We start from the raw sequence: 20,371 nt of genomic DNA, 5'->3' as shown, positions 1-20,371 counted from the left end.
GCTCGATGTCAGGCTTGAGCTGGCGATTGGCAGCTCACCGCTTACCGAGAATCTTCTCCAGGGCCTCAGGCCGCGGCGCGCCTTGCTGGCTCTGCAGGTTGCCCTGCTCATCTTGGTAGAAAATGGCGGGGGTAGCCTGCAAGCCCATCTCCTGCATCAGCGCCATGTTCGCCGCCAGCTTTGCTTGTACGGCGGGCGGCACTTGCTGCAGCGCTTTGAGGCTGCTCGCCTTGCCCGCCTTTTCATGCTCGTGCAGGGCCTTGGCGGGATCTTTGGCGGCCAGCAAGGCGGCGGATTTGCCAGGGCTGTCCTCGCGAATGATGCCGACCATGATGTGGCGCAGCTGCACCTTGCCCGACTCGACCCACGGGCGGGCCTGTTCCCAGAACATGTTGCAGTACGGGCAATTGGGGTCACTGAACAGATAGACCTTGCGTGGGGCGCTGTCCTTGCCGTCGGCGATCCAGGCGGTCTTTTCCATCTTGGCCCAGATTTCCTTGCTCATCGGCGCATAGACCAGCTTTTGCAGCGGTTCGGCGCTCAGGTCCTTGCCCTGTTCATCGAACAGGTTACCCACCAGCACGTGCTTGCCGTCGGCGGTGAGGTACAGCGCCAGGGCGTTGTTGTGGTATTGCGCGGCGTAGCCACGCAGGCCGTTGGGGGCATCGAAGCTGCCTTTGATCTCGGCACCCTTGGCTTGCAGTCGCTGGATAGCCATGGGCAGGTCTTCGGCCTGCACCAGCGGAGCGGCCAGCAGGGCCAAGGTCAGGGGCAGCAGAGCAGTCAATCGCATGTCAGTTTCCTTGTGCGGCAGAGGCGGGCGACTTGGCCCGTTCGAAAGGTTCCAGGGCATGGCGCAGGCTGGCCCGGGACAGCTCGCCGAGATGGCTGCCGATCAGGCGGCCATCGGCGTCGTAGAACAAGGTGGTTGGCAAGGCCATCGAACCCACCCGCTGGGCCAGAGAGCCCGTGCCGTCGAACAGCACATGGGTCAGGCTCAGGCCGGTGGTGGCGAGGAAGGTGCTGACGTTTTCCGGGGTTTCGCCCTGGTTGACGAAGATGAACGTGACGTGGGGGTATTCGCCCTGGGCTTGCTGCAGCACCGGCATTTCCCGTCGGCAGGGCGGGCACCAGGTGGCCCAGATATTGATCACCAACGGCTTGCCGCGGTAATTGTGCAGCGCCACCGATTGGCCGGCAGCGTCGCGCAGGCTCAGCGCCGGCAGCTCGGTACCCTTGCTGTACAGGTGGCTGCCCAGGCTGGTCATGCCCCAGAACAACGCTCCGCTGAACAGCGCCCAGGCCAGCGGGCGGCGCAGGCCGGGCTGGCGCCAGCCTTGCCACAGGCTGGCCAGGACGATGCCGAGCAACCCGGACCACAGCAGGAAGCCGCCATCGCGGATGTCGATCATCTGCAGCGGATCGTTGCGGTACATCGGCCAGTAGGCCAGCACAAAGCCCAGGCGAGCGCACAGCACACCGATCACGAACAGGTTGAACAGGGCCGACTCAGGGCTTTGCCCGCCGCGCCGGGCGACCCGCCAGCCCACCAGGGTCGCGACCAGCAGGGCGCTGAGCATCAGCAGATGATTGAGGGCCAGGGTCAGCGGCCCGAGGGTTACGGTGAGCATCAGCCTTGGCTCCGGGTGGCGGTCCAGTGTTGCAGGAATGCATCGGCATCGACTTCCCCGGTGATGCGTCGAGCGCGACGCTCATCGCCTTCCGGGCCCAGCCAGACGATGCTGGGTGGGCCGGGTACTTGATAACGCTGCAGCAGGGCGCGGCTGGCGGCAGAGTCGGCGGTGACGTCCAGGCGCAGCAAGCGCACGCCGGTGAGGCTGGCCTGTACGTCCGCGCGGCTGAACACCTGCTTTTCCATGACTTTGCAGGATACACACCAGTCTGCGTAGTAATCGACCATGACCCATTGCCCGGCGGCACGGGCGGCATCGAGTTCGCGTTGCAGCGCCTCGGGGCTGTCGAGGGTGACGAAACCGTGCTCGCCAGGCGTGCGTGCAACCGGGGACGGCCCCCCGGCAAAGGGTTGCAGCGGTTGCCAGAGGTTGTCACCCCCAGCCGCTGCGCCAACCAACAGCAAGCTGCCCCACAAGCCGGCCAGCACGGGCAGCGCGCGTAACGCTGGCAGCCGCTGCAGCGCTGGCCACATCGCCCAGGCCAGGGCGATCAGCCAGGCGCCGCTCAAGGCCAGTACCAACGGTTCAGCAAGCAGGCTGCGCACGGTGTACAGCGCCATGGCGAGGAACACGAAGCCGAACACGCCCTTGACCCGGTTCATCCACGCGCCCGGGCGCGGCAGATATCGATTACCCAACGTCACCAACAGCAGCAGCGGCACGCCCATGCCCAGCCCCAGGCTGAACAGCACCAAGGCACCTTGTAGGACGTCGCCGCTCTGGGCGATATACAGCAGTGCCCCTGCCAACGGTGCGGTCATGCACGGCCCGAGCAGCAGGCCAGACAGCGCACCGAGCAGCGCTGCGCCGTACAAATTGCCGCCGCGGGTGCCTTGCCCGGCACGGTCGAGCCGATCGCGCAGGGCAGCCGGCAGTTGCAACTCGAAGGCGCCGAACATCGGCAAGGCAAGCAGGATGAACAGCGCCGCCAGGCTGCCGAGCAGCCACGGTTGCTGCAGCCATGCCTGCAGGCTGGCGCCGAGCAGCGCGGCCACTACACCCAGGCCTGCATAGACCAGGGCCATGCTCAGCACATAGACACCCGCCAGCAGCCAGCCGCGCCGGGCACTGGCGCCATTGCCCAGTACCAGCCCGGCCAGGATCGGCAGCATCGGCAGCGAACAGGGTGTGAAGGCCAGCAGCAGGCCCAGGCCGAAGAAGGCCAGCAGGCTCCAGGCCAGGCTCGCCCGTTGCAGGTCGCTGGCCAGCGCCTGGTCACTGGCCTGCTCGGCCACCGCAGCCGGCTTACCGCCCAGGTCGATCACCGTGGTCTGCGGCGGATAGCACAGCCCGGCGTCGGCGCAGCCCTGCCAGCCCAGGCGCAGCTGGCCTTGAGCAGTGGCCGGAATCACCAGCTCGAGCTGCTCGCGGTATACGGCGCTGTCGCCGAAGAATTCGTCGTTATGGTTCAAGGCAGGGGGCAACTGCGGCTGTTGATCGGCTGACAGGCCGTCGAATTTCAGGCGTTTCTGGTACAGGTAGTAACCGGGCTTGATCTGGAAATACACGCGCATCTGGCCGTCGGCCTGACGGTCGTGAGTCAGCACGAAGGCCTGTTCCACGGGCAGGAAATCAGGCTTGGTCTCGAACGGATTGGCCTGCAACGGGCCGATCACGAACAACGTCAGCAACAGCAGGAAAATGCGCATGTCTCCGCCTTGGCAGTTCTTCAATGCTGGCCATGCTGGCGGGCATCGATTAACCCATGGTTAACCATGGACATCGAGTGCAAGCGCGGTGCTGCAGACACACCGCGACATAATGTCGACTTGACTTTGCTTATCGCCCCCCACTTGCGTTAAAGTTGACGCACAAGTCAGATTTTACTGACCCGCGTGACAAGATTCGCACCCTTCCGAGTCCCCGCACAAGAATCAGAAAAAAAGTGGGCAGACCCTCTCTGCCCAGAGGAACAAGCATGTCCAACCGTGATATTTCCCGGCGCGCCTTCTTGCAGGGCGGCCTGATCGCTGGTGTCGGCGTGACCATGGCGCCGCTTGGCAGCCAGGCCTTCGCCGCTCTGATGGAGGAGCGCGTCACCACTTCGCCGCAAAAATGGATGAACCATGATGGCAAGGCGCGTTTTCGCAATGACGCGTTGTCCAAGGTGTGCGGCCACAAGGTGTTCGCCCGCGACATTCGCGCCAAGGACATGCCCGGCTGGCCGACCCAGCAAGGTCACGCCCTGTTGCTCAAGACCACCAAGGCCGACCGCATTTATGCCGGGCATGACCTGAGCCTGCTGGGCGCCGATCTGCAGCCCGACCGCATCGTCACGGCAGCGGACCTGGAAAACGACGGCATCGCCTGGCCCGAGGCGCATTCGCCTGATCCGCTGCTGCCGCCTGGCAAGGTGCCGATGTTCATCGGCCACCCGGTGGCGATCTTGATCTGGCACGACTTCGAGCGCTTCCGCCAGGCCAAGCGCAAGTTGCAGTTCAACGACCAGGCGATCCGCTATGGCGCCCAGGCGGCGTTGTACCAGCGCGACCCGTATGGCAGCTTCCGCTTCGTGCGGGTCGGCGGCGCCACGCCGTTCGACGAGGATGAATTTTCCAGCCTGAAGAATTCCATGCTGTTCCCCACCATCCTCAACCGCAAGCCGGTGTGGTCCAAGGCGCCCAACCAGCATGGCGATCTGACCGAGCAAGGGCTGTTCTACGCCAAGCGCATGGCCGAGCAGCTGGAAAACCCGCCAGAAGACTGGCTGGTCTTCGATGAGCGCTACAAGACGCCCTCCATCGAGCCGGCGGCGCTCGAACCGGACAACGGCAATGGCTGGTACGACGCCGCCAGCGGCACCCTGCATTTTGTGGTCGCGACGCAGTGCCCGTTCGAGGCAGCGCAAGAATGCGTGCACATGATCAAGCCGTCGCGCTTCGCCTTGAAGTCGTTGAACATGCATCCTGGCTACACCGTTGGCTACGGCTCCAAGGACAACAACATCTTCGTTTTCTATGCCGCCGTGGCGGCGCTGTACGGCGCCGGGGTCCCGATTCGCCTGGCCAACGACCGCTACGAGCAGTTCCAAAGCGGTATCAAGCGCCACGCCTTCGATATCCGCTACCAACTGGCCGTGGATAAGAAGGACAACAGCTTCAAGATCTTCCGCGCCGACATGAGTTGCGACGGCGGCGGGCGCATCAACTACAGCCCGTCGGTGGCCGCAGTGGGAGCGACGGCGGCGCAGTCGATCTACTACATGCCGCAAAACGACCTCGCGGTCACCGCCTACCATTCGCGCGCTGTCGAGGCCGGCTCCATGCGCGGGTACGGCACGTTGCAGAGCATGGCGGCCACGGAAATGATGGTCGATGAAATCGCCGGTCGCCTGGGTGTCGATGCCATCGACCTGCGTCGCGCCAACGCGCTGAAGTCGGGCATGAAAAATACCCAGGGCGCGGTGCCTGCCGGGGCCTTGCGCTTGTACGAGATTCTCGACAAAGCCGCCGTCGACGAGCGTTGGCGCAACCGCGACGCGCGCAAGCGGCAAATGGATGCGCAGGATCAGGATCACTGGTACGGGGTGGGCTTCGCCATCTGTCAGAAAGACTTCGGCACCGGCGCCGAAGCGCCGATGGCCAGCGTGGAGTTCAGCCGCGATGGGCGCATCAGCCTGCGTCACATCGGTACCGAGCTGGGCACCGGCATGTCCACCTCGCAGGCGCTGGTGGTCAGCGATTTCCTCGGCCGCTCGGCCGATGAAGTGAAGACCGCGGTCACCGAATGGCCGGAACTGCAACTGGCCACCAGCGGCAATCCCTACCTGATCAGCCAGGCCGACCAGGATGGCGCACTGCGCAATCCGCGTTGGGTCGGCAAGCTGGCTTCGCCGTCGTCGGCGACCAACTCGGCTTTCTATTTCAGCCATGCCACGCGTGAAGCGGCGCGGGTGCTGTTCCACCATGGGCTGTGGCCAGCCGCGATGGCCATCTGGAGCCAGGGGCCGCATGGTGGTTCGGCCAACCCGCTGGTGGTGCGCCGCGAAAATGCGCGGTGGGTCAACGGCGAACTGACTGGCAATGGCATGGCGCCGATTCCGTTCGCCCAGCTTGCGCAGAAAGCCCATGACATGGGCCTGGTAACCGGCGTCAGCGTGCATGGTTTCAACCGCTGGAGCTGGGCCGAGGCCGACTTCGTCATCGACGGTGTGCGCGAGCGCTTCCCGCTCGATGCACTGGCGGTGAAATACGGCGACGGCGCGGTGAATGCCAAGAAAGCGCAGATGAACAGCCACGGCTATCACCTGCTCGATCGGCAGAACGCTGCCTATCCGGTCACTCAGTTGAACAACGCCATGGTGACCTATTACAGCCCGGTGGCGACCTTGGTCGAGGTCAAGGTCAACAAGGGCACCCACGCCGTGCAGGTGCTCAATCACCACAGCTGGATCGAGTGTGGCCGGGTGCTGGTACCGGAGCTGGTCAAGGGCCAGCTCGAAGGCGGCATCGCCATGGGCATCGGTCACGCCTTGACCGAAGAAATGCCGTTGTACGAGGGCGGGCCAGGGGAGGGCGACTGGAACTTCAACCGCTACCGCCTGCCGCATGCGCGGGATGTCGCGGTGTGGACACAGACCAGCGAAATTCTCCCGCCGCTGTCATCGACCGACCCGTCCAAGGGCATCGCCGAAGTGGTGATGATTCCGGTCGTCGGTGCCATCGGCAATGCCGTGGCACATGCCATTGGCAAGCGCGTGCGCGACCTTCCCATCACTCCAGCCCGTATCAAGGAGGCCCTCAATGGCTAACCGTCCACTGCAACTGACCCTCAACGGTCAACCGGTCGGTCCGGTCGAGGTCCCCGACGACCTGGCAATGATCGACTACCTGCACGAGCACCAGAACCTGACCGGCTCACGCCTGGGCTGCGGCCAGGGCATCTGCCACGCCTGCGTGGTGATCGTCGACCATCCCGACGGCACCAGCGAGGAAGTGCGCACCTGCATCACCGGCGCTCATTACTTCGAAGGCAAGACCGTGCGCACCATCGAAGGCCATGCCCAGGTCGATGAAGCCGGCAACCTGACGCTGAACCCGATCCAGCAGAAGTTCGTCGATCTGTTCGCCTTCCAGTGCAGCTACTGCGCGCCGGGCTTCGTCAATGCCGCCACGGTCCTGGTGGAAAGCGCCCAGCGTCAGCCGTTGAAGCAAAGTGAAGTGGAACAGCACATCGAGACGAGTCTGGGGCATCACATCTGCCGCTGCACCGGCTATGTGCGGTATTACGAAGCGACGCGCACCGTGCTCAACGATCTTGGCCTGGTCAAGGAGGGTTGAACATGGGCTTCGTTCGTAACGCCCTGGCGCTGGCCTTGGGGCTGACCTTGGCTGCGGCTGCCCAGGCGGCCGATCAGGATCAGGTCAAACGCGGTGAATACCTGGCCCGCGCGGCCGACTGCATGGCCTGCCACACTGCCGAAGGCGGCGCCCCTTATGCCGGTGGGCTGCCGATCCACTCGCCGTTCGGCACCATCTATGGCAGCAACATCACCTCGGACAAGCAGTACGGCATCGGTACCTATAGCGCCGATGAATTCTTCGCTGCCGTGACTCAAGGCAAGCGCAAGGATGGCGCCAATCTCTACCCGGCCATGCCATACACCTCGTACCACCTGATCAAGCGCGAAGATTCAGATGCCATCCTGGCTTACCTGATGACCACCGCGCCGATCAGCCGCCCGGCGCCGCGCACCCAGTTGAGCTTTCCGTTCAATGTACGCCTGGGCCTGACCGGCTGGAACATGCTCTACGGCAAGAGCGTGCAGTTGCAGCCGAGCGAGGGCAACAGCCCGGCCTGGCAGCGGGGTCAGTATCTGGTCGAAGTGATGGGCCATTGCGGCGAGTGCCATACCCCGCGCAACGCCATCGGCGCGCTGCAGCAGGACCAGCGCCTCAGCGGTGGCCTGCTGCTGGGCTACCTGGCGCCGAGCCTGTTGGCTCATGATTTGGCCGAGCGCGGCTGGAGCCAGCCGGACCTGACCACCTTCCTCAAGCACGGCATCAGCGCCCAGGGCAGCATGTTCAACGAGATGTACCCGGTCGTGCACCACAGCACCCAGCACCTAAGCGACGACGACCTGGGCGCCATGGCCACCTACCTGCTGGGCGACCAGCCGCCGGCGGCCAAGGTCATCGAGGCGGTAGCGCTGACCGGAATGAGCGACAGCGCCCGACGTGGCCGCCAGCAGTACCTGAACGTCTGCGCCGGCTGCCATGGGGTCGAGGGCGAGGGCAAGCCGCATATCGCCGTGGCCATGCGCGGCAACACCGTGCTGCGCCAGGGCGACTCGCGTAACTTGGTCAAGGCGATCGTCGACGGCATTCGTGAGCAGCAATTCACCGGCTTCGAGCGCATGCAACCGATGCCAGGCTTTGCCGACAAGCTCAGCGACGCCCAGGTCACCGACATGGTCAATTACCTGCGTCAGGCCTGGGGCGGCTTGCCGGGTGATCTGCAGCCGCAACAGGTTGCGGAGCTGAAAGCGGAGTAAGCCATGCAGCATCTGGATCTGCAGGTGATCCGCCAGGCTTTGCAGTGGTCGTGCAACGGCCAGCGCGTGTGGTTGTGCAGCGTTCTTGCCACTTATGGTTCGGCGCCGCGTGCTCCGGGTTCGCTGCTGGCGGTCAACGATAGCGGCCAATGGTTGGGGTCGTTGTCGGGCGGGTGCGTCGAGGATGACTTTCTCGAGCGCGTGGCCCACGGCGAATTCCCCGAGCCCGTTGCCATCGTGCGCTACGGCGATGGCAGCGACACGCGCACCAGCATTCGCCTGCCCTGCGGCGGTGTGCTCGAGGTGCTGGTGGAAAACCTGCCGGCCGACTGTGACGTACAGGCGCACCTGCGCGAGCTGGAAGGCGCGCTGCGGGGCCAACGCCGATTGTTGCGCGAGGTGAGCCTGCCGAATGGGGAACGCCACTTGCGCGACGGCCCCAGCCAGGGTTCGCGTGTGGAGCGCGAAAGTGGTCGCGTGCGCTTGCGGGTTGGCGCTGCCCAGCGGCTGCTGCTGGCAGGCTACTCGAGCGTTGCGCATTTTTGTGCCGAATTCGGTAAAGCCATGGGCTTTGAAGTCATCCTCTGCGACCCGCGCGACGAAGTGCTCGAAGGCCTGGTGCTGGACGGCATCGAGGTGCGCCGCGAGCTGCCGTCGGTGTTTATCGCCAATGGCGGTTGCCATGCCGACACGGCAGTGGTTGCATTGACCCATGATCCGAAAATCGATGACCTGGCCATGCTTGAAGCGGTGCGTACCGAAGCGTTTTACATTGGCGTGATGGGTTCCAAGGCCACCTCCGACAAGCGTCGCGAACGCTTGCAGCGCATCGGCGGCCTGGACCCCGAGGCGCTGGCGCGGATCCACGCCCCGATAGGCCTGAACCTGGGCAGCAAGACCCCGGCCGAGATCGCCCTGGCGGTACTCGCCGATATTCTGCGCCTGCGTAATGGCATCGGGCGGACGGCGCTGTGAGTGTGGTGGCGTTGGTATTGGCGGCTGGCAGCAGCGTGCGTTTCGGTGCTGACAAGCGCCGGGCCCTGATGGCCGATGGGCGCAGCTTGCTGGTACACAGCGTCGAACGTGCCTGTGCCGTGTTCGATGATGTGCGGGTGGTGCTGCGTGACGGCGAGCGGGGCGAGGCACTCGGCTTGCCATCGGCGTGCCGGGTCATCTGCAGCGCGGATCACGCGCAGGGCTTAGGTCATAGTCTGGCGGCGGGCGCCGCGTCGCTGCTGGACAGCGACGCGCAGGCGGTGGCGATCGTGCTGGGCGACATGCCCTGGGTGGAACTCGGTACCCTCGATCTGCTTGCGCGCGAGGCCTGCGTGTCGACGATCGTGCTGCCTTGTCTTGCCGGGCAGCAGGGCCATCCGGTGTTGTTCGGACGGGAGTTCTGGCCAGCGCTTGCGCAGCTGACGGGTGATGAGGGAGCGCGTTCGGTAGTGAAGGCGCATCCGGACCGTTGCATCAGGCTGGCCGTCGAAGATGCCGGAGTGCTGCGCGATGTCGATACGCCTGATGCACTGCGCCAGTGAACGCTGCTGTCGCAAGGGTTGGGCGGGAGGGTGGTGCCGTCCTTGAGATCGAGCGCCGCCCGTGCGGCGCATCGCGAGCTGCGCTCGCTCCTACGGTTGTTTCGGGCCAATAACGTTTGTGACAGGCGCGCGCGACCGCCTTGTTGGTGCGACGCGATAGCGCGTCAGGCGCCAAGGCGTATGCGCGCAAACGCCACAGGAATAATTGGCCCGAAACAAACGTAGGAGCGAGCAGAGCTCGCGATGCGCCGCGCGGGCGGCGCTCGATCTCCCAGGCGCTGAAAGCATCAAGGCAGCCACAAAAAGGTCCATAATTCCCCCTTAATCCCCCCATAGTGCAATACCAGCCACACCACTCCGGGAGCCTCACCATGCACGTTCTGCTCTGCGAGGACGACGACCTGATCGCCAGCGGCATCTGTGCAGGCCTCACTGCCCAAGGCCTGATCGTCGATCGCGTGGCCAACGCCGCCAGTGCCCGGGCATTGCTGCAGGCAGCGCGCTTCGACGTGATGATTCTCGACCTGGGCCTGCCCGATGAAGACGGCCTCAAGCTGCTGCGCCGCCTGCGCCAGCAAGGTATCGACCTGCCCGTGCTGGTGCTCACCGCACGCGATGCGGTCACCGACCGGGTCGACGGCCTGCAGGCCGGTGCCGACGACTATTTGCTCAAACCCTTCGACCTGCGCGAACTGGCAGCGCGGCTGCACACCTTGCTGCGCCGCGTGGCAGGACGGGCCGTCAACGTAATCGAACACGGTCCGCTGCGCTACGACCCCAGCAGCTGCGAAGCGACTCTGGCAGGGCAAACCGTGGATTTGTCGCGGCGTGAACAGGCGCTGCTCCAGGCATTGCTGCACAACCCCGGTCGCGTGCTGTCCAGCGAGCAACTCAAAGACTGCGTCTACGGCTTCAGTGACGAGGTCGAAAGCAACGCCCTCAACGTGCATATCCATCACTTGCGGCGCAAGCTTGGCAACGGCATCGTCGAAACCGTGCGCGGCCTGGGTTATCGGCTGGGGCCGGCGCAGGCCCAGCAGGACCCAGCACCATGAGCCTGCGGGTACGCCTGAGCCTGATCCTGGGCAGCGCGTTCATCATCATCTGGGCCCTGGCGGCAGCGTGGATGCTGCGCGACCTGCGCCAACAGATGATGTTTTCCCTCGACCAGCGCCTGGTGGCGTCGGCGCGCATGGTGGCCGGGTTGATCGACCAGCTGCCGCAACCGCTGACGGCCAAGGGCGAAGAGGCCCACATCGCTGCCGACCAGCTGAGCGTGCCTGACGGCATGGCCTGCCAGGTCAGTTCACTGCGCGGCGAAATCCTGGCCAGCAACCACAAGCACGATGGCGCCATGGATGACCAGCGCAGCGGCTTTGGCGACCAGACCATCGATGGCGCGTTGTGGCGCACCTTCACCTACAACCATGCCGACGTGCGCATCACCACCGCCGACCGGCACCTGGAGCGTGAGGCGCTGAACCAGTCGATCCTGCTGGCCGCCTCGGCCCCGGTGCTGATGGCCTTGCTGGGTAGCCTGGGCCTGCTATGGATCGGCCTGGGCAAGGGCCTGGAGCCGCTCAATCGCATGCGTGACGCCCTGCGCAGGCGGCGTGCCGACAGTGTCGAGCCGCTGCAGGTGGCGGGCTTGCCCAGCGAATTGCAGCCCTTGCTCGATACCCAGAACCAGCTGTTCCTGCGCATCGCCCAGACCCTCGAACGCGAGCGGCGCCTGACCGACGATGCCGCCCACGAGCTGCGCAGCCCGCTGACTGCGATCAAGACCCACCTGCAGGTGGCCCAGATGACCGATGGCGCAGTGCGCGAGCAGGCGCTGGCGCATGCCGAGCAGGGCGCCGACCGCATGCATCGCACCCTTGAGCAGTTGCTGATGCTGGCGCGGGTCGAGGGCAGCCTGTCGTTCGAGGACGGCGTGCAGTGCAGCGCTGAACAAGTCGTGCATCAGGCGCTACAGGATGCCGGCGCAGGAGACGACCGGCGTATCGTCCTGCGCCTGCCCGAGCAGGCTGCGCAAGTCTACCTGGCCATGCCCGCGCCGCTGGCGGTGGCGGCGCTGCGTAATTTGCTGGACAACGCCCTGCGCCATGGCGGGGACAGCGAAGTGGAAGTGCAGGTGCAAATGGCCGAAGGGCAGGTTGGATTCCTGGTGCGCGACCATGGCCCAGGCATTGCCGAGCACGACCTGCAGCATTTGACCCAGCGCTTCTGGCGCACCGGCCAGAGCAGCGGTTGCGGCTTGGGTCTGGCGATTGTGCAGGCCATCGCGCAACGCTGCGCGGGTAGCCTGCGCTTCGACAGCGACGACAGTGGGCTGCGGGTGCTGCTGCAGGTGCCGGCACAGTTGGGCAAAATCCCGTAACAACGGCTAAATCCTCTGCGCACTCAAGCGTTTTTCAAGCGATAACTGCCCATTCGCTTGCTTGCGAGGATTCACCCATGTCCACCGCCACCAGCCTGGCTCAGGTTGCACCGCCCGGGGCGCCGCAGCCGTTGTACGAATTCAGCGAATCGCCGCTGCTGCAGCGTCAGCAGCAACAGGAGTCGAACGCCCGGAGCTACCCACGGCGCCTGCCGCTGGCGCTCAAGCGCGCCCGCGGCATCTACGTCGAGGACGTCGAAGGCCGGCAGTTCATCGATTGCCTGGCCGGCGCCGGGACCCTCGCGCTGGGACACAATCATCCGGTGGTGATCGAGGCGATCCAGCGGGTCTTGGCCGACGAGTTACCCCTGCATACCTTGGACTTGACCACGCCGGTCAAGGACCGCTTCGTCCAGGACCTGTTCGGCATCCTCCCAGAGGCCCTGCGCCGCGAAGCCAAGGTCCAGTTCTGCGGCCCCACCGGCACCGATGCGGTGGAAGCGGCGCTCAAGCTGGTGCGCGGCGCCACCGGCCGCAGCACTGTGCTGGCCTTCCAGGGCGCCTACCACGGCATGAGTCAGGGTGCGCTGAGCCTGATGGGCAGTCACGGCCCCAAGCAGCCGCTGGGGGCACTGCTGAGCAACGGTGTGCAGTTCATGCCGTACCCTTACGATTACCGTTGCCCGTTCGGTCTGGGTGGCGAGGCGGGGGTCAAGGCCAACCTGCATTACCTGGAAAACCTGCTGCTCGACCCAGAAGGCGGCGTGCCATTGCCCGCAGCGGTGATCCTTGAGGTGGTGCAGGGCGAGGGAGGCGTGATCCCCGCCGATATCCAGTGGTTGCAAGGCGTGCGGCGCATCACCGAACAAGCCGGGGTGGCGATGATCGTCGACGAGATCCAGAGCGGCTTTGCCCGCACTGGGCGGATGTTCGCGTTCGAGCACGCCGGCATCGTGCCGGATGTGGTCACCTTGTCCAAAGCCATTGGCGGCAGCCTGCCACTGGCGGTGGTGGTCTACCGTGACTGGCTGGACACCTGGAAGCCGGGCGCGCACGCCGGCACCTTCCGCGGTAACCAGATGGCCATGGCCGCAGGCTCGGCGGTGATCGATTACCTGCTCGAGCACCGCCTGGCGGCGCATGCCGAGGCCATGGGGCAGCGTCTGCGTGAGCACCTGCTGCGCCTGCAGCGCGACTACCCACAGTTGGGCGATGTACGGGGCCGTGGCCTCATGCTGGGCGTGGAGCTGGTCGATCCGCTCGGCCAGCCCGACACGCTGGGCCATCCGCCGGCGCACCGCCTGCTGGCGCCGAAGGTGCAGCGCGAATGCCTGCGCCGTGGGCTGATTCTCGAGTTGGGCGGGCGCCACGGCGCGGTGGTGCGTTTCCTGCCACCGCTGATCATCAGCGCCGAGCAGATCGACGAAGTCGCACAACGCTTCGCGCAGGCGCTAGCCGCCGCCATTTGAGTGACAAGGGCCGCTGCGCGGCCCTTTTTTGCGTTCGCCAGCGCCTATTTTCGCCCCTGACCTACCGAGCCACACCCGCCAGTTGCCAACCGCCACCCAAGGCCTTGTACAACGCCACACTGGCTTGCAGGCGGGCCAGGCGCAAGGTGGCTTGCTGATCCTGGGCCTGGTACAGCGTGCGTTGGGTTTCAAGCACGCTGAGCAGGGTTTCGGCGCCAGCGGCATACCGCCGCTGGGCCAGGTCAAAGGCGACCTGCGCCTGTTCGACTTGCCGATCCTGCCACTGGCGCTGCCGATCGACCCCGTGGATGGCGTTGAGCGCTTTTTCCACATCGGCAAAGCCCGCCAGAATGCTCGCCCGGTAGCTTTCCAGCAGCTCGCTCTGCTCGGCCTCGGCGAGTTGTTGCGCCGCCCGCAGTCGACCATTGTTGAACACCGGCGCCACCAGCCCGGCAGCCAAGGTGTAGAAAGCGCTGTCAAAGACGTGGGGCAGGGTAGGGGCGCCGGTGCCCAGGTTGGCGCCCAAGGTCAGCTTTGGCAGCAGCGCGGCCCTGGCCACGTGGATGTTGGCGTGGGCGGCGGCCAGCCGCGCTTCAGCGGCGGCAATGTCAGGCCGGCGCGTCAGCAACTGGCTGGGTACACCGCTGCCGATGCCCGGCCAGTGCAAGGCGGCCAGGGTATCGCGGCTGGCAGGCAGCGCCTGCACCGGGTCCCCGAGCAGGGTTGCCAGGGTAATGCGGTTGTCTTGCCACTGCTGCTCGAGCAACGGCAGCTGGCGCTGCTGGGCCGCCACCAGGCTGCGCTGCTGGGCCAGCTCGAGACGGGTCGCCGAGCCTGCGCCTTGGCGGGTTCCGACCAGCGCCAGTACGTCACGGGCATTGCTCAGGTTGAGGCGGGCGATGCGCAGTTGTTCTTGCACGGCCAGGCCCTGCAGGTACGTGTTCGCCACGCTGCTGATCAGGGTCAGCTCGACCGTCTGGCGCTCGAAGCGACTGACCTCGAGGCTGTGCAAGGCGCTCGCCCGCGCAGCGCGCAGACTGCCCCAGAAGTCGATCTCGTAGCTGGCAGCCAGCTGCAGGCCGAACGAGGTGCTGGTGCGCTCGTAACGGCTGACGTCCAGCTGATCGTAGCCCTCGCCATGCAGCAGGCGCTGACGACTGCCGTCGAATTCGAATTTCAGCTCTGGTAGCAGTGGTGCGCCGGCGATCACCGCGCGCGCTTGCGCTTGGCGCACCCGCGCGGTAGCAGCGCCAAGGTCATGGGCATTGGTCCTGGCGCGCTCGACCAGCCGGCTTAGTTCGGCACTCTCGAAAGCCTGCCACCACTGGGACGAGGGCAGCTCGCCCGCGGCCTTGGCGCTGCCGCTTTGCCAGGCGGGCGGCGCGGTGATGCCGCTGGGTGGCGCGGGCGAGAGGCTGCAGGCGGTGAGGCCCAGGCACAGGGTCAACAGGCTGATGCGGCTTGGCAGGGTCATGGACTATTCGCTGGTAAGGGCTTTGACCGGGTCGAGTCGGGCGGCTTTGCGTGCCGGCATGAAGCCGAACACCACGCCGGTGAGCACGGCGCAGGAAAAGGCGCCGAGCATGGCGGGCAGGGTGAACGCCACCGCTACCTTGCCCAGCAGTAGTGCGCCGCCGATCAGCAGCGCCAGGGTGATGCCGGTGATGCCGCCGACCATCGACAGCAGCACCGCTTCGCTGAGGAACTGGCGCAGGATGTCGTGCTGGCGCGCGCCGGTGGCCATGCGGATGCCGATCTCGCGGGTTCGTTCGCGCACCGTCATCAGCATGATGTTCATCACCCCGATGCCGCCGACCAGCAAGGAAATGGCGGCGATGGCGCCGAGCATCAGCGACAGGCTGTTCTGGGTGCGCGCCTCAGCCTGGATCAGCGCTGCCGAGTTGGTCAGCTCGAAGTCGTCGCGGCCCTGGTGGCGTTGACGCAGCAGGCGGCCGACGGCGGCTTCGGTTTCATCGACACGGGTGGCGTCGGCTGCGGTGATGGTGATGTAGTCCGGCGCCCGTTGCCCGAACAGGCGGATCGCGGCGGCGGCGTAGGGCACCACGACGCGTCCGTCGGCATCGGTGTCGCCAGAGCTTGCGCCCTTGCCAGCCAGGATTCCGATTACCTGAAACGGCACATTGCCGATCAGAATGTACTGACCGAGCGGATCGCGATCAGGCGCCAACATCTGCTGGCGGACTTTTTGTCCGATCACTGCCACCGCTGCGCCGCTGGCTTCGTCGTCCTCGCTGAAGAAGTCTCCCTCGACCGCTGGCCAGTTGAAGATCGACGGGAACTGATTGTTGTTACCGCCCACGTAGTACTGCTGGCTCTGGTTGCCATTGCGCACCATGACCTTGGCGCCCAATACCGGCATGATCTGCCTGACTTGCGGCAGCTGGCCGATGGCGGCCACATCGTCGAGGGTGATGATGCCGGCCGGCTCGCCAAGGCTGGCCGGCTTGCCATCGAGGTAGAGGATGTTCGAGCCGAAGGCAGCCATCTGCGCCATGACCTGGCGCTTACTGCCTTCGCCGACCGCCAGCATGACCACCACCGACGCTACGCCGATGACGATGCCGAGCAAGGTCAGGGCGGTGCGGAAGCGGTTGACCCACATCACCCGCCAGGCCGCTTGCAGCGCTTCGAACAGCTCGCCTTTCCAGGCTCCGCGTTGCGTCGCACCGCAGTCCAGGCGCTGGCGCAGTTCGTCGGCCTGTAGGCCAGGATGCGGCGCGCCGGGTGTGGGTTGCTCGCCGGTGTCGCTGAGCAGTTGGCCGTCACCGATCTCGATCACCCGTTGGGCCCGGGCTGCGACCTTAGGGTCGTGGGTGATGAGGATGATGACGTGGCCCTGGCTGGCCAGCTCGTCCAACAGCGCCATGACTTCGGTGCCGCTGTGGCTGTCGAGTGCGCCGGTGGGTTCGTCGGCCAGGATGATATGCCCGCCATTCATCAGCGCGCGGGCGATCGACACCCGTTGCTGCTGCCCGCCCGAGAGCTGGTGCGGGCGGTTGCCACTGCGACTGGCCAGGCCCAGGCGCTCGAGCAGGGCGGCAGCCCGCGCGTGCCGCTCGGCGGCGGGGGTGCCGGCATAGATGGCCGGCATTTCGACGTTTTCCTGGGCCGAACCCGAGGCGATCAAGTGGTAGCCCTGGAACACGAAACCGAAGGCCTCGCGGCGCAGCCAGGCCAGCGCATCGTTGTCCAGCGCCGCCACATCCTTGCCGGCGAAGCGGTAACTGCCGGTGCTTGGGCGATCGAGGCAACCGAGGATGTTCATCAGGGTCGATTTGCCCGAGCCGGAAGCGCCGACGATGGCGACGAACTCACCGGGGTAGATGCTCAGGCTGATGCCGCGTAATACTTCGACTTCGGGGGTGTCGACCCCGCCGTAGCGCTTGCGGATATCAACCAGCTCGATCAATGGCGCCGTCATTCAGCCCCCACTGGCGCTGGGGGCGCCCATCAGCAATTGCTCGCCTTCGCTGAGCCCATCCACGACCTCGATGCGCAAGCGGTCGCTGATGCCGGTGCGAACCGGGCGTTGCACCACCTTGCCATGCGGTTCGAGCACGCGGGCCACGTAATGGCCGTCGACCTCCTCCAGCGCGGCCATCGGCACGTTGAGCACGGCGCTGGCCTGGCCGGCGACGAAAAACACCTGGGTGGTCATGTCGGCCATCAGTGCGCCGTCCGGGTTGTCGACGTCCAGCAGCACGGTGTACTGCACCACCTGGCTACCTGCGCTACCCGCGTTGGCCGGGCTGCCGCCGCCCTGACTGGCCTGCTCCAAGGGCTTGGGCGGCAGCGGCAGAATCTGCCGTACACGGCTGTGCCAGCGCCGTTTGCCGCCCGCCAAGGTGGTGAAGTAGGCGCTCATGCCGGGTTTGACCTTGCCGATGTCGGCTTCCGAAACCTGGGCCCAGACGGTCATCGGCGACAGCTTGGCGATGCGCAGGATCAGCGGCGTTTGTTGCTGGGCATTGAGGGTCTGGCCCTCGCGGGCATCGACCGCCACCACGGTACCGTCCATGGGTGCGTAGATACGCGTGTAGCCGAGCTGCGCCTCGGCGCTGCGCAGGCTGGCCTGGGCTTGCCGAATCTGTGCCTGGAACATGTCTATACGCGCCTGGGTAACCTTCGCCTGGGCCGCTGCGGCCTGCAGGTCTTCCTCGCGGGTTGCCCCGGCGGCGGCCAGGTCGCGCTGGCGTTTGAGCTGCTGGCCAGCCAGCTGGAACTGTGCGCGCTGTTCGGCGAGCTGGGCCTTGAGGTTGTCGATGGCGAAGCGCCCGGCATCGAGCTGCGCCTGCTGGGTGGAGGGGTCGATTTCGACCAGCAATTGGCCTTCGCGCACGGCGTCGCCGGCTTCCACGTGCAATTTGCGAATTTGCCCGGACGCCTGGGCGCCGACATCCACGTAACGGCGTGGTTGCAACGTACCCAGCGCGGTCACACTGCTCTCGATGTCGCCGCGTGTCACGGCGATGGTATCGAGCGACTGCTCAGCGAACGGCGAGGATTGCCAGGCAACCAGGCCGGCCAGGCTGAGCAAGCCCACGCTGGCAAGCGCCCAGCGGCGACGGGGGGAGGGTAAGCGGCTCATGCGGACTTCCAGCCTGGGTGGTGATGATGCGCGGTCTGTAGCGGTGCGCAGCGAAGTCCCAGATAAACGAAGCCTGGGCAAGCGGATTTAGCCTCAGGCCTGTTGATGGCGGCTGCGCGGCAGGGGTAAGGCTGATGCTCAGGTTAAATGCGCGTGAAAATTCTGTGTGATGGCCGCTTGATTTCTCGCAGGTTCACGACAACTATCTAGTTTGACCCCGCCAGGCAGCGCCCTGGTGTCTGCCTGTTGCTTGGGCGCGTGGTCAGGTAGCTGTGCTGACATTGACCCCAAGGCCCAGGTCCGACCATGACGAACAAGACCTTGCGCATCCTGATCGCCGACGAGCACCTGCACCAGCGCTTACAGCTGGAAAAGCTGCTCAACGGGCTGGGCTATTACCGAATCGCCCCGGTCGAGTCCTTCGACGAGTTACAGCGTTTGGTGCACTCGGCCTTGCAACCATTCAACCTGCTGCTGGGCAACATCGAGCTGGCCAGCCACGTGGGGGTCGACCTGGAGCGTTTTTGCCGGGTCAGCGCGCAGATTCAGCACGCCCTGCTGTATCACACCCAGCACCTGAAGGTGCCCGCAGTGCCGGCAACCGAGCGCCAAGCGGTCAGCGTGAGCCTGCCCCAGGCACCCGACAACGATGCCTTGCAGTCCTTCATGGCGATCATCGACAGCCCCGTGCTGGTGGGCAAGATCGCCCTGCCAGCAGGGCTGGCGCCAGGTGCCACACAGCGGCGCCGGTCTGGTCATTTCGCCCCCACCGTGTTCAGCCGTTAACCCCCGCGCTGGGGCAAGCCCCCGGGCATTTGGTATCCTCATGCCCTTTGCCGATTCGCGGAACCTGTCATGACTGCCATCGATACCGCTCGCCCGCCCCGGTTCAGCCGCGGCGATCACCGGACGCTGGGCCTTGCGGCCTTGGGCGGCGCGCTGGAAATCTATGATTTCATCATCTTCGTGTTCTTTGCCCTGACCCTCAGCCAGCTGTTCTTCCCGCCGCAGATGCCCGAATGGCTGCGCTTGCTGCAGAGCTTCGGCATCTTCGTCACCGGCTACCTGGCGCGACCGCTGGGCGGCATCCTGATGGCGCACTTTGCCGATCACCTGGGCCGCAAGCGGGTCTTCAGTCTGAGCATTCTGATGATGGCGCTGCCCTGCCTGTTGATCGGGGTGATGCCGACTTACGCCGAGATCGGTTATGCGGCGCCGTTGATCCTGCTGGCGTTGCGCATCCTGCAGGGCGCTGCGGTGGGCGGCGAGGTGCCAAGCGCCTGGACCTTCGTCGCCGAGCATGCGCCACCCGGGCGTCGTGGTTACGCACTGGGCTTTCTGCAGGCGGGGTTGACCTTTGGTTACCTGCTCGGTGCATTGACCGCGACACTGCTGGCGCAGCTGTTCACGCCGCAGGAAATCCTCGACTACGCCTGGCGCTACCCGTTTCTGCTGGGTGGCGTCTTCGGGGTGATCGGCGTCTGGCTACGCCGCTGGCTAAGCGAAACGCCTGTGTTCCTGGCCCTGCGCGAACGTCGCCAGGAGCCGGTCAGGTTTCCGCTGCGCCAGGTACTTGGGCAACACCGCTCAGCCTTGATCCCGGCCGCCTTGCTGACCTGCGTGCTGACCTCGGCGGTCGTGGTGCTGGTGGTCATCACCCCGACGGTGATGCAGCAACGTTTCGCCATGAGCGCAGGGCACACGTTTGCCCTGAGCAGCGTCGGCATCGTTTTTCTCAACGTAGGCTGCGTGCTGGCCGGGCTGCTGGTCGATCGCCTGGGCGCCTGGCGCGCATTGATGATCTACAGCGCGCTGCTGCCGCTGGGGATCGGCGCGTTGTACGCAAGCCTGGTGGGCCAGTGGGGCCTGACGGGGCTGGCCTACGCCCTGGCCGGGCTGGCCTGCGGCGTGGTCGGGGTGGTGCCGTCGGTGATGGTCGGGCTGTTTCCGGCGCAGATTCGGGTGTCGGGCATCTCGTTCACCTATAACGTGGCCTATGCCCTGTGGGCGAGCACCACGCCCTTGGCGTTGATTGCGCTGATGCCATGGAGCCCGTGGGTGTGTGTCGGCTTTTGCTTGATCATGGGCCTGGTCGGCGTGGTCACGGCGCTTCATTACGGGCGCCGCGAGCCGCTGGCATTCGCTGCCGAGCCAGGCATCGCACTGTGCGCTGACAAATAAGGCGCTG

The 20,371-nt window shown here is 65.6% G+C and carries 16 protein-coding genes; 10 read left to right on the top strand and 6 right to left on the bottom strand.

All coding sequences use genetic code 11. The features are described from left to right. Positions 1–34 precede the first annotated feature (34 nt). From dsbG to dsbD, 3 genes are read right to left on the bottom strand one after another with little or no spacing between them, the layout of a single operon-like run. Positions 35–793 (bottom strand): thiol:disulfide interchange protein DsbG, encoded by a 759-nt coding sequence (gene dsbG / locus FS665_RS13550; protein ID WP_145189046.1) that lies wholly within the window; start codon positions 791–793, stop codon positions 35–37. Position 794: 1 nt separating this feature from the next. Continuing rightward, on the bottom strand, positions 795–1,631 hold the full coding sequence (locus FS665_RS13545; protein ID WP_145189043.1) for a TlpA family protein disulfide reductase: 837 nt from the start codon (positions 1,629–1,631) through the stop codon (positions 795–797). Then, entirely contained in the window at positions 1,631–3,343 is a 1,713-nt protein-coding gene (gene dsbD / locus FS665_RS13540; protein ID WP_145189040.1) for a protein-disulfide reductase DsbD, read from the bottom strand. Before dsbD ends, FS665_RS13545 begins: the two co-directional genes overlap by 1 nt. A gap of 269 nt (positions 3,344–3,612) precedes the next feature. Here dsbD and FS665_RS13535 point away from each other — a divergent pair, with 269 nt between their 5' ends. The 8 genes from FS665_RS13535 (at position 3,613) to FS665_RS13500 (ending at position 13,574) form a co-directional block, all read left to right on the top strand. Then, positions 3,613–6,444: a xanthine dehydrogenase family protein molybdopterin-binding subunit gene (locus FS665_RS13535; protein ID WP_145189037.1), complete on the top strand. Its 2,832-nt coding sequence runs from the start codon at positions 3,613–3,615 to the stop codon at positions 6,442–6,444. After that, the gene (locus FS665_RS13530) at positions 6,437–6,973 is read left to right on the top strand and encodes a (2Fe-2S)-binding protein (protein ID WP_145189034.1); all 537 of its coding nucleotides are present in this window, start codon (positions 6,437–6,439) and stop codon (positions 6,971–6,973) included. Before FS665_RS13535 ends, FS665_RS13530 begins: the two co-directional genes overlap by 8 nt. Before the next feature lie 2 nt (positions 6,974–6,975). Beyond that, positions 6,976–8,187, top strand: a complete 1,212-nt coding sequence (locus FS665_RS13525; RefSeq protein ID WP_145189031.1) for a cytochrome c — start codon at positions 6,976–6,978, stop codon at positions 8,185–8,187. A gap of 3 nt (positions 8,188–8,190) precedes the next feature. Next, positions 8,191–9,162, top strand: coding sequence for an XdhC family protein (locus tag FS665_RS13520; RefSeq protein WP_145189028.1), 972 nt, complete (start codon positions 8,191–8,193; stop codon positions 9,160–9,162). After that, a complete protein-coding gene (locus tag FS665_RS13515; RefSeq protein ID WP_145189025.1) occupies positions 9,159–9,725 on the top strand; it encodes an NTP transferase domain-containing protein in 567 nt (188 codons plus the stop codon). The genes FS665_RS13520 and FS665_RS13515 overlap by 4 nt, the downstream gene beginning before the upstream one ends. A gap of 371 nt (positions 9,726–10,096) precedes the next feature. Next, on the top strand, positions 10,097–10,780 hold the full coding sequence (locus FS665_RS13510) for a response regulator transcription factor (RefSeq protein WP_145189022.1): 684 nt from the start codon (positions 10,097–10,099) through the stop codon (positions 10,778–10,780). Then, positions 10,777–12,105: an ATP-binding protein gene (locus tag FS665_RS13505; protein ID WP_145189019.1), complete on the top strand. Its 1,329-nt coding sequence runs from the start codon at positions 10,777–10,779 to the stop codon at positions 12,103–12,105. The genes FS665_RS13510 and FS665_RS13505 overlap by 4 nt, the downstream gene beginning before the upstream one ends. A gap of 77 nt (positions 12,106–12,182) precedes the next feature. Next, positions 12,183–13,574, top strand: coding sequence for an aspartate aminotransferase family protein (locus FS665_RS13500; RefSeq protein WP_145189015.1), 1,392 nt, complete (start codon positions 12,183–12,185; stop codon positions 13,572–13,574). A 61-nt stretch (positions 13,575–13,635) separates the two neighbouring features. Here FS665_RS13500 and FS665_RS13495 read toward each other — a convergent pair whose 3' ends face one another. Genes FS665_RS13495 through FS665_RS13485 form a run of 3 tightly spaced genes read right to left on the bottom strand, consistent with a single transcriptional unit; the run spans position 13,636 to position 18,183 of the window. Continuing rightward, positions 13,636–15,048, bottom strand: a complete 1,413-nt coding sequence (locus FS665_RS13495; protein ID WP_145189012.1) for an efflux transporter outer membrane subunit — start codon at positions 15,046–15,048, stop codon at positions 13,636–13,638. A 3-nt stretch (positions 15,049–15,051) separates the two neighbouring features. Then, positions 15,052–17,016: a MacB family efflux pump subunit gene (locus tag FS665_RS13490; protein ID WP_145189009.1), complete on the bottom strand. Its 1,965-nt coding sequence runs from the start codon at positions 17,014–17,016 to the stop codon at positions 15,052–15,054. After that, positions 17,017–18,183 (bottom strand): efflux RND transporter periplasmic adaptor subunit, encoded by a 1,167-nt coding sequence (locus FS665_RS13485; RefSeq protein ID WP_145189005.1) that lies wholly within the window; start codon positions 18,181–18,183, stop codon positions 17,017–17,019. It abuts the gene before it with no gap. A gap of 306 nt (positions 18,184–18,489) precedes the next feature. Between FS665_RS13485 and FS665_RS13480 the strand changes: the two genes are divergently transcribed. Both FS665_RS13480 and FS665_RS13475 read left to right on the top strand, forming a co-directional pair. Continuing rightward, complete coding sequence (locus FS665_RS13480) at positions 18,490–18,969, top strand: histidine kinase (RefSeq protein ID WP_145189002.1); 480 nt, start codon at positions 18,490–18,492, stop codon at positions 18,967–18,969. Between the two features lie 69 nt (positions 18,970–19,038). Then, positions 19,039–20,364: an MFS transporter gene (locus tag FS665_RS13475; protein WP_145189000.1), complete on the top strand. Its 1,326-nt coding sequence runs from the start codon at positions 19,039–19,041 to the stop codon at positions 20,362–20,364. The last annotated feature ends 7 nt before the right edge of the window (positions 20,365–20,371 follow it).

It is taken from the genome of Pseudomonas sp. URMO17WK12:I11 (assembly GCF_007677725.1).
Classification (GTDB): domain Bacteria; phylum Pseudomonadota; class Gammaproteobacteria; order Pseudomonadales; family Pseudomonadaceae; genus Aquipseudomonas.
This window is presented reverse-complemented; position numbering and strand designations above follow the sequence as displayed.

Excerpts from the sequence above, each read along its gene's own strand:
- dsbG (WP_145189046.1), bottom strand. The coding sequence starts at position 793 with ATGCGATTGACTGCTCTGCTGCCCCTGACCTTGGCCCTGCTGGCCGCT.
- FS665_RS13545 (WP_145189043.1), bottom strand. The coding sequence starts at position 1,631 with ATGCTCACCGTAACCCTCGGGCCGCTGACCCTGGCCCTCAATCATCTG.
- dsbD (WP_145189040.1), bottom strand. The coding sequence starts at position 3,343 with ATGCGCATTTTCCTGCTGTTGCTGACGTTGTTCGTGATCGGCCCGTTG.
- FS665_RS13535 (WP_145189037.1), top strand. The coding sequence starts at position 3,613 with ATGTCCAACCGTGATATTTCCCGGCGCGCCTTCTTGCAGGGCGGCCTG.
- FS665_RS13530 (WP_145189034.1), top strand. The coding sequence starts at position 6,437 with ATGGCTAACCGTCCACTGCAACTGACCCTCAACGGTCAACCGGTCGGT.
- FS665_RS13525 (WP_145189031.1), top strand. The coding sequence starts at position 6,976 with ATGGGCTTCGTTCGTAACGCCCTGGCGCTGGCCTTGGGGCTGACCTTG.
- FS665_RS13520 (WP_145189028.1), top strand. The coding sequence starts at position 8,191 with ATGCAGCATCTGGATCTGCAGGTGATCCGCCAGGCTTTGCAGTGGTCG.
- FS665_RS13510 (WP_145189022.1), top strand. The coding sequence starts at position 10,097 with ATGCACGTTCTGCTCTGCGAGGACGACGACCTGATCGCCAGCGGCATC.
- FS665_RS13505 (WP_145189019.1), top strand. The coding sequence starts at position 10,777 with ATGAGCCTGCGGGTACGCCTGAGCCTGATCCTGGGCAGCGCGTTCATC.
- FS665_RS13500 (WP_145189015.1), top strand. The coding sequence starts at position 12,183 with ATGTCCACCGCCACCAGCCTGGCTCAGGTTGCACCGCCCGGGGCGCCG.
- FS665_RS13495 (WP_145189012.1), bottom strand. The coding sequence starts at position 15,048 with ATGACCCTGCCAAGCCGCATCAGCCTGTTGACCCTGTGCCTGGGCCTC.
- FS665_RS13490 (WP_145189009.1), bottom strand. The coding sequence starts at position 17,016 with ATGACGGCGCCATTGATCGAGCTGGTTGATATCCGCAAGCGCTACGGC.
- FS665_RS13485 (WP_145189005.1), bottom strand. The coding sequence starts at position 18,183 with ATGAGCCGCTTACCCTCCCCCCGTCGCCGCTGGGCGCTTGCCAGCGTG.
- FS665_RS13480 (WP_145189002.1), top strand. The coding sequence starts at position 18,490 with ATGACGAACAAGACCTTGCGCATCCTGATCGCCGACGAGCACCTGCAC.
- FS665_RS13475 (WP_145189000.1), top strand. The coding sequence starts at position 19,039 with ATGACTGCCATCGATACCGCTCGCCCGCCCCGGTTCAGCCGCGGCGAT.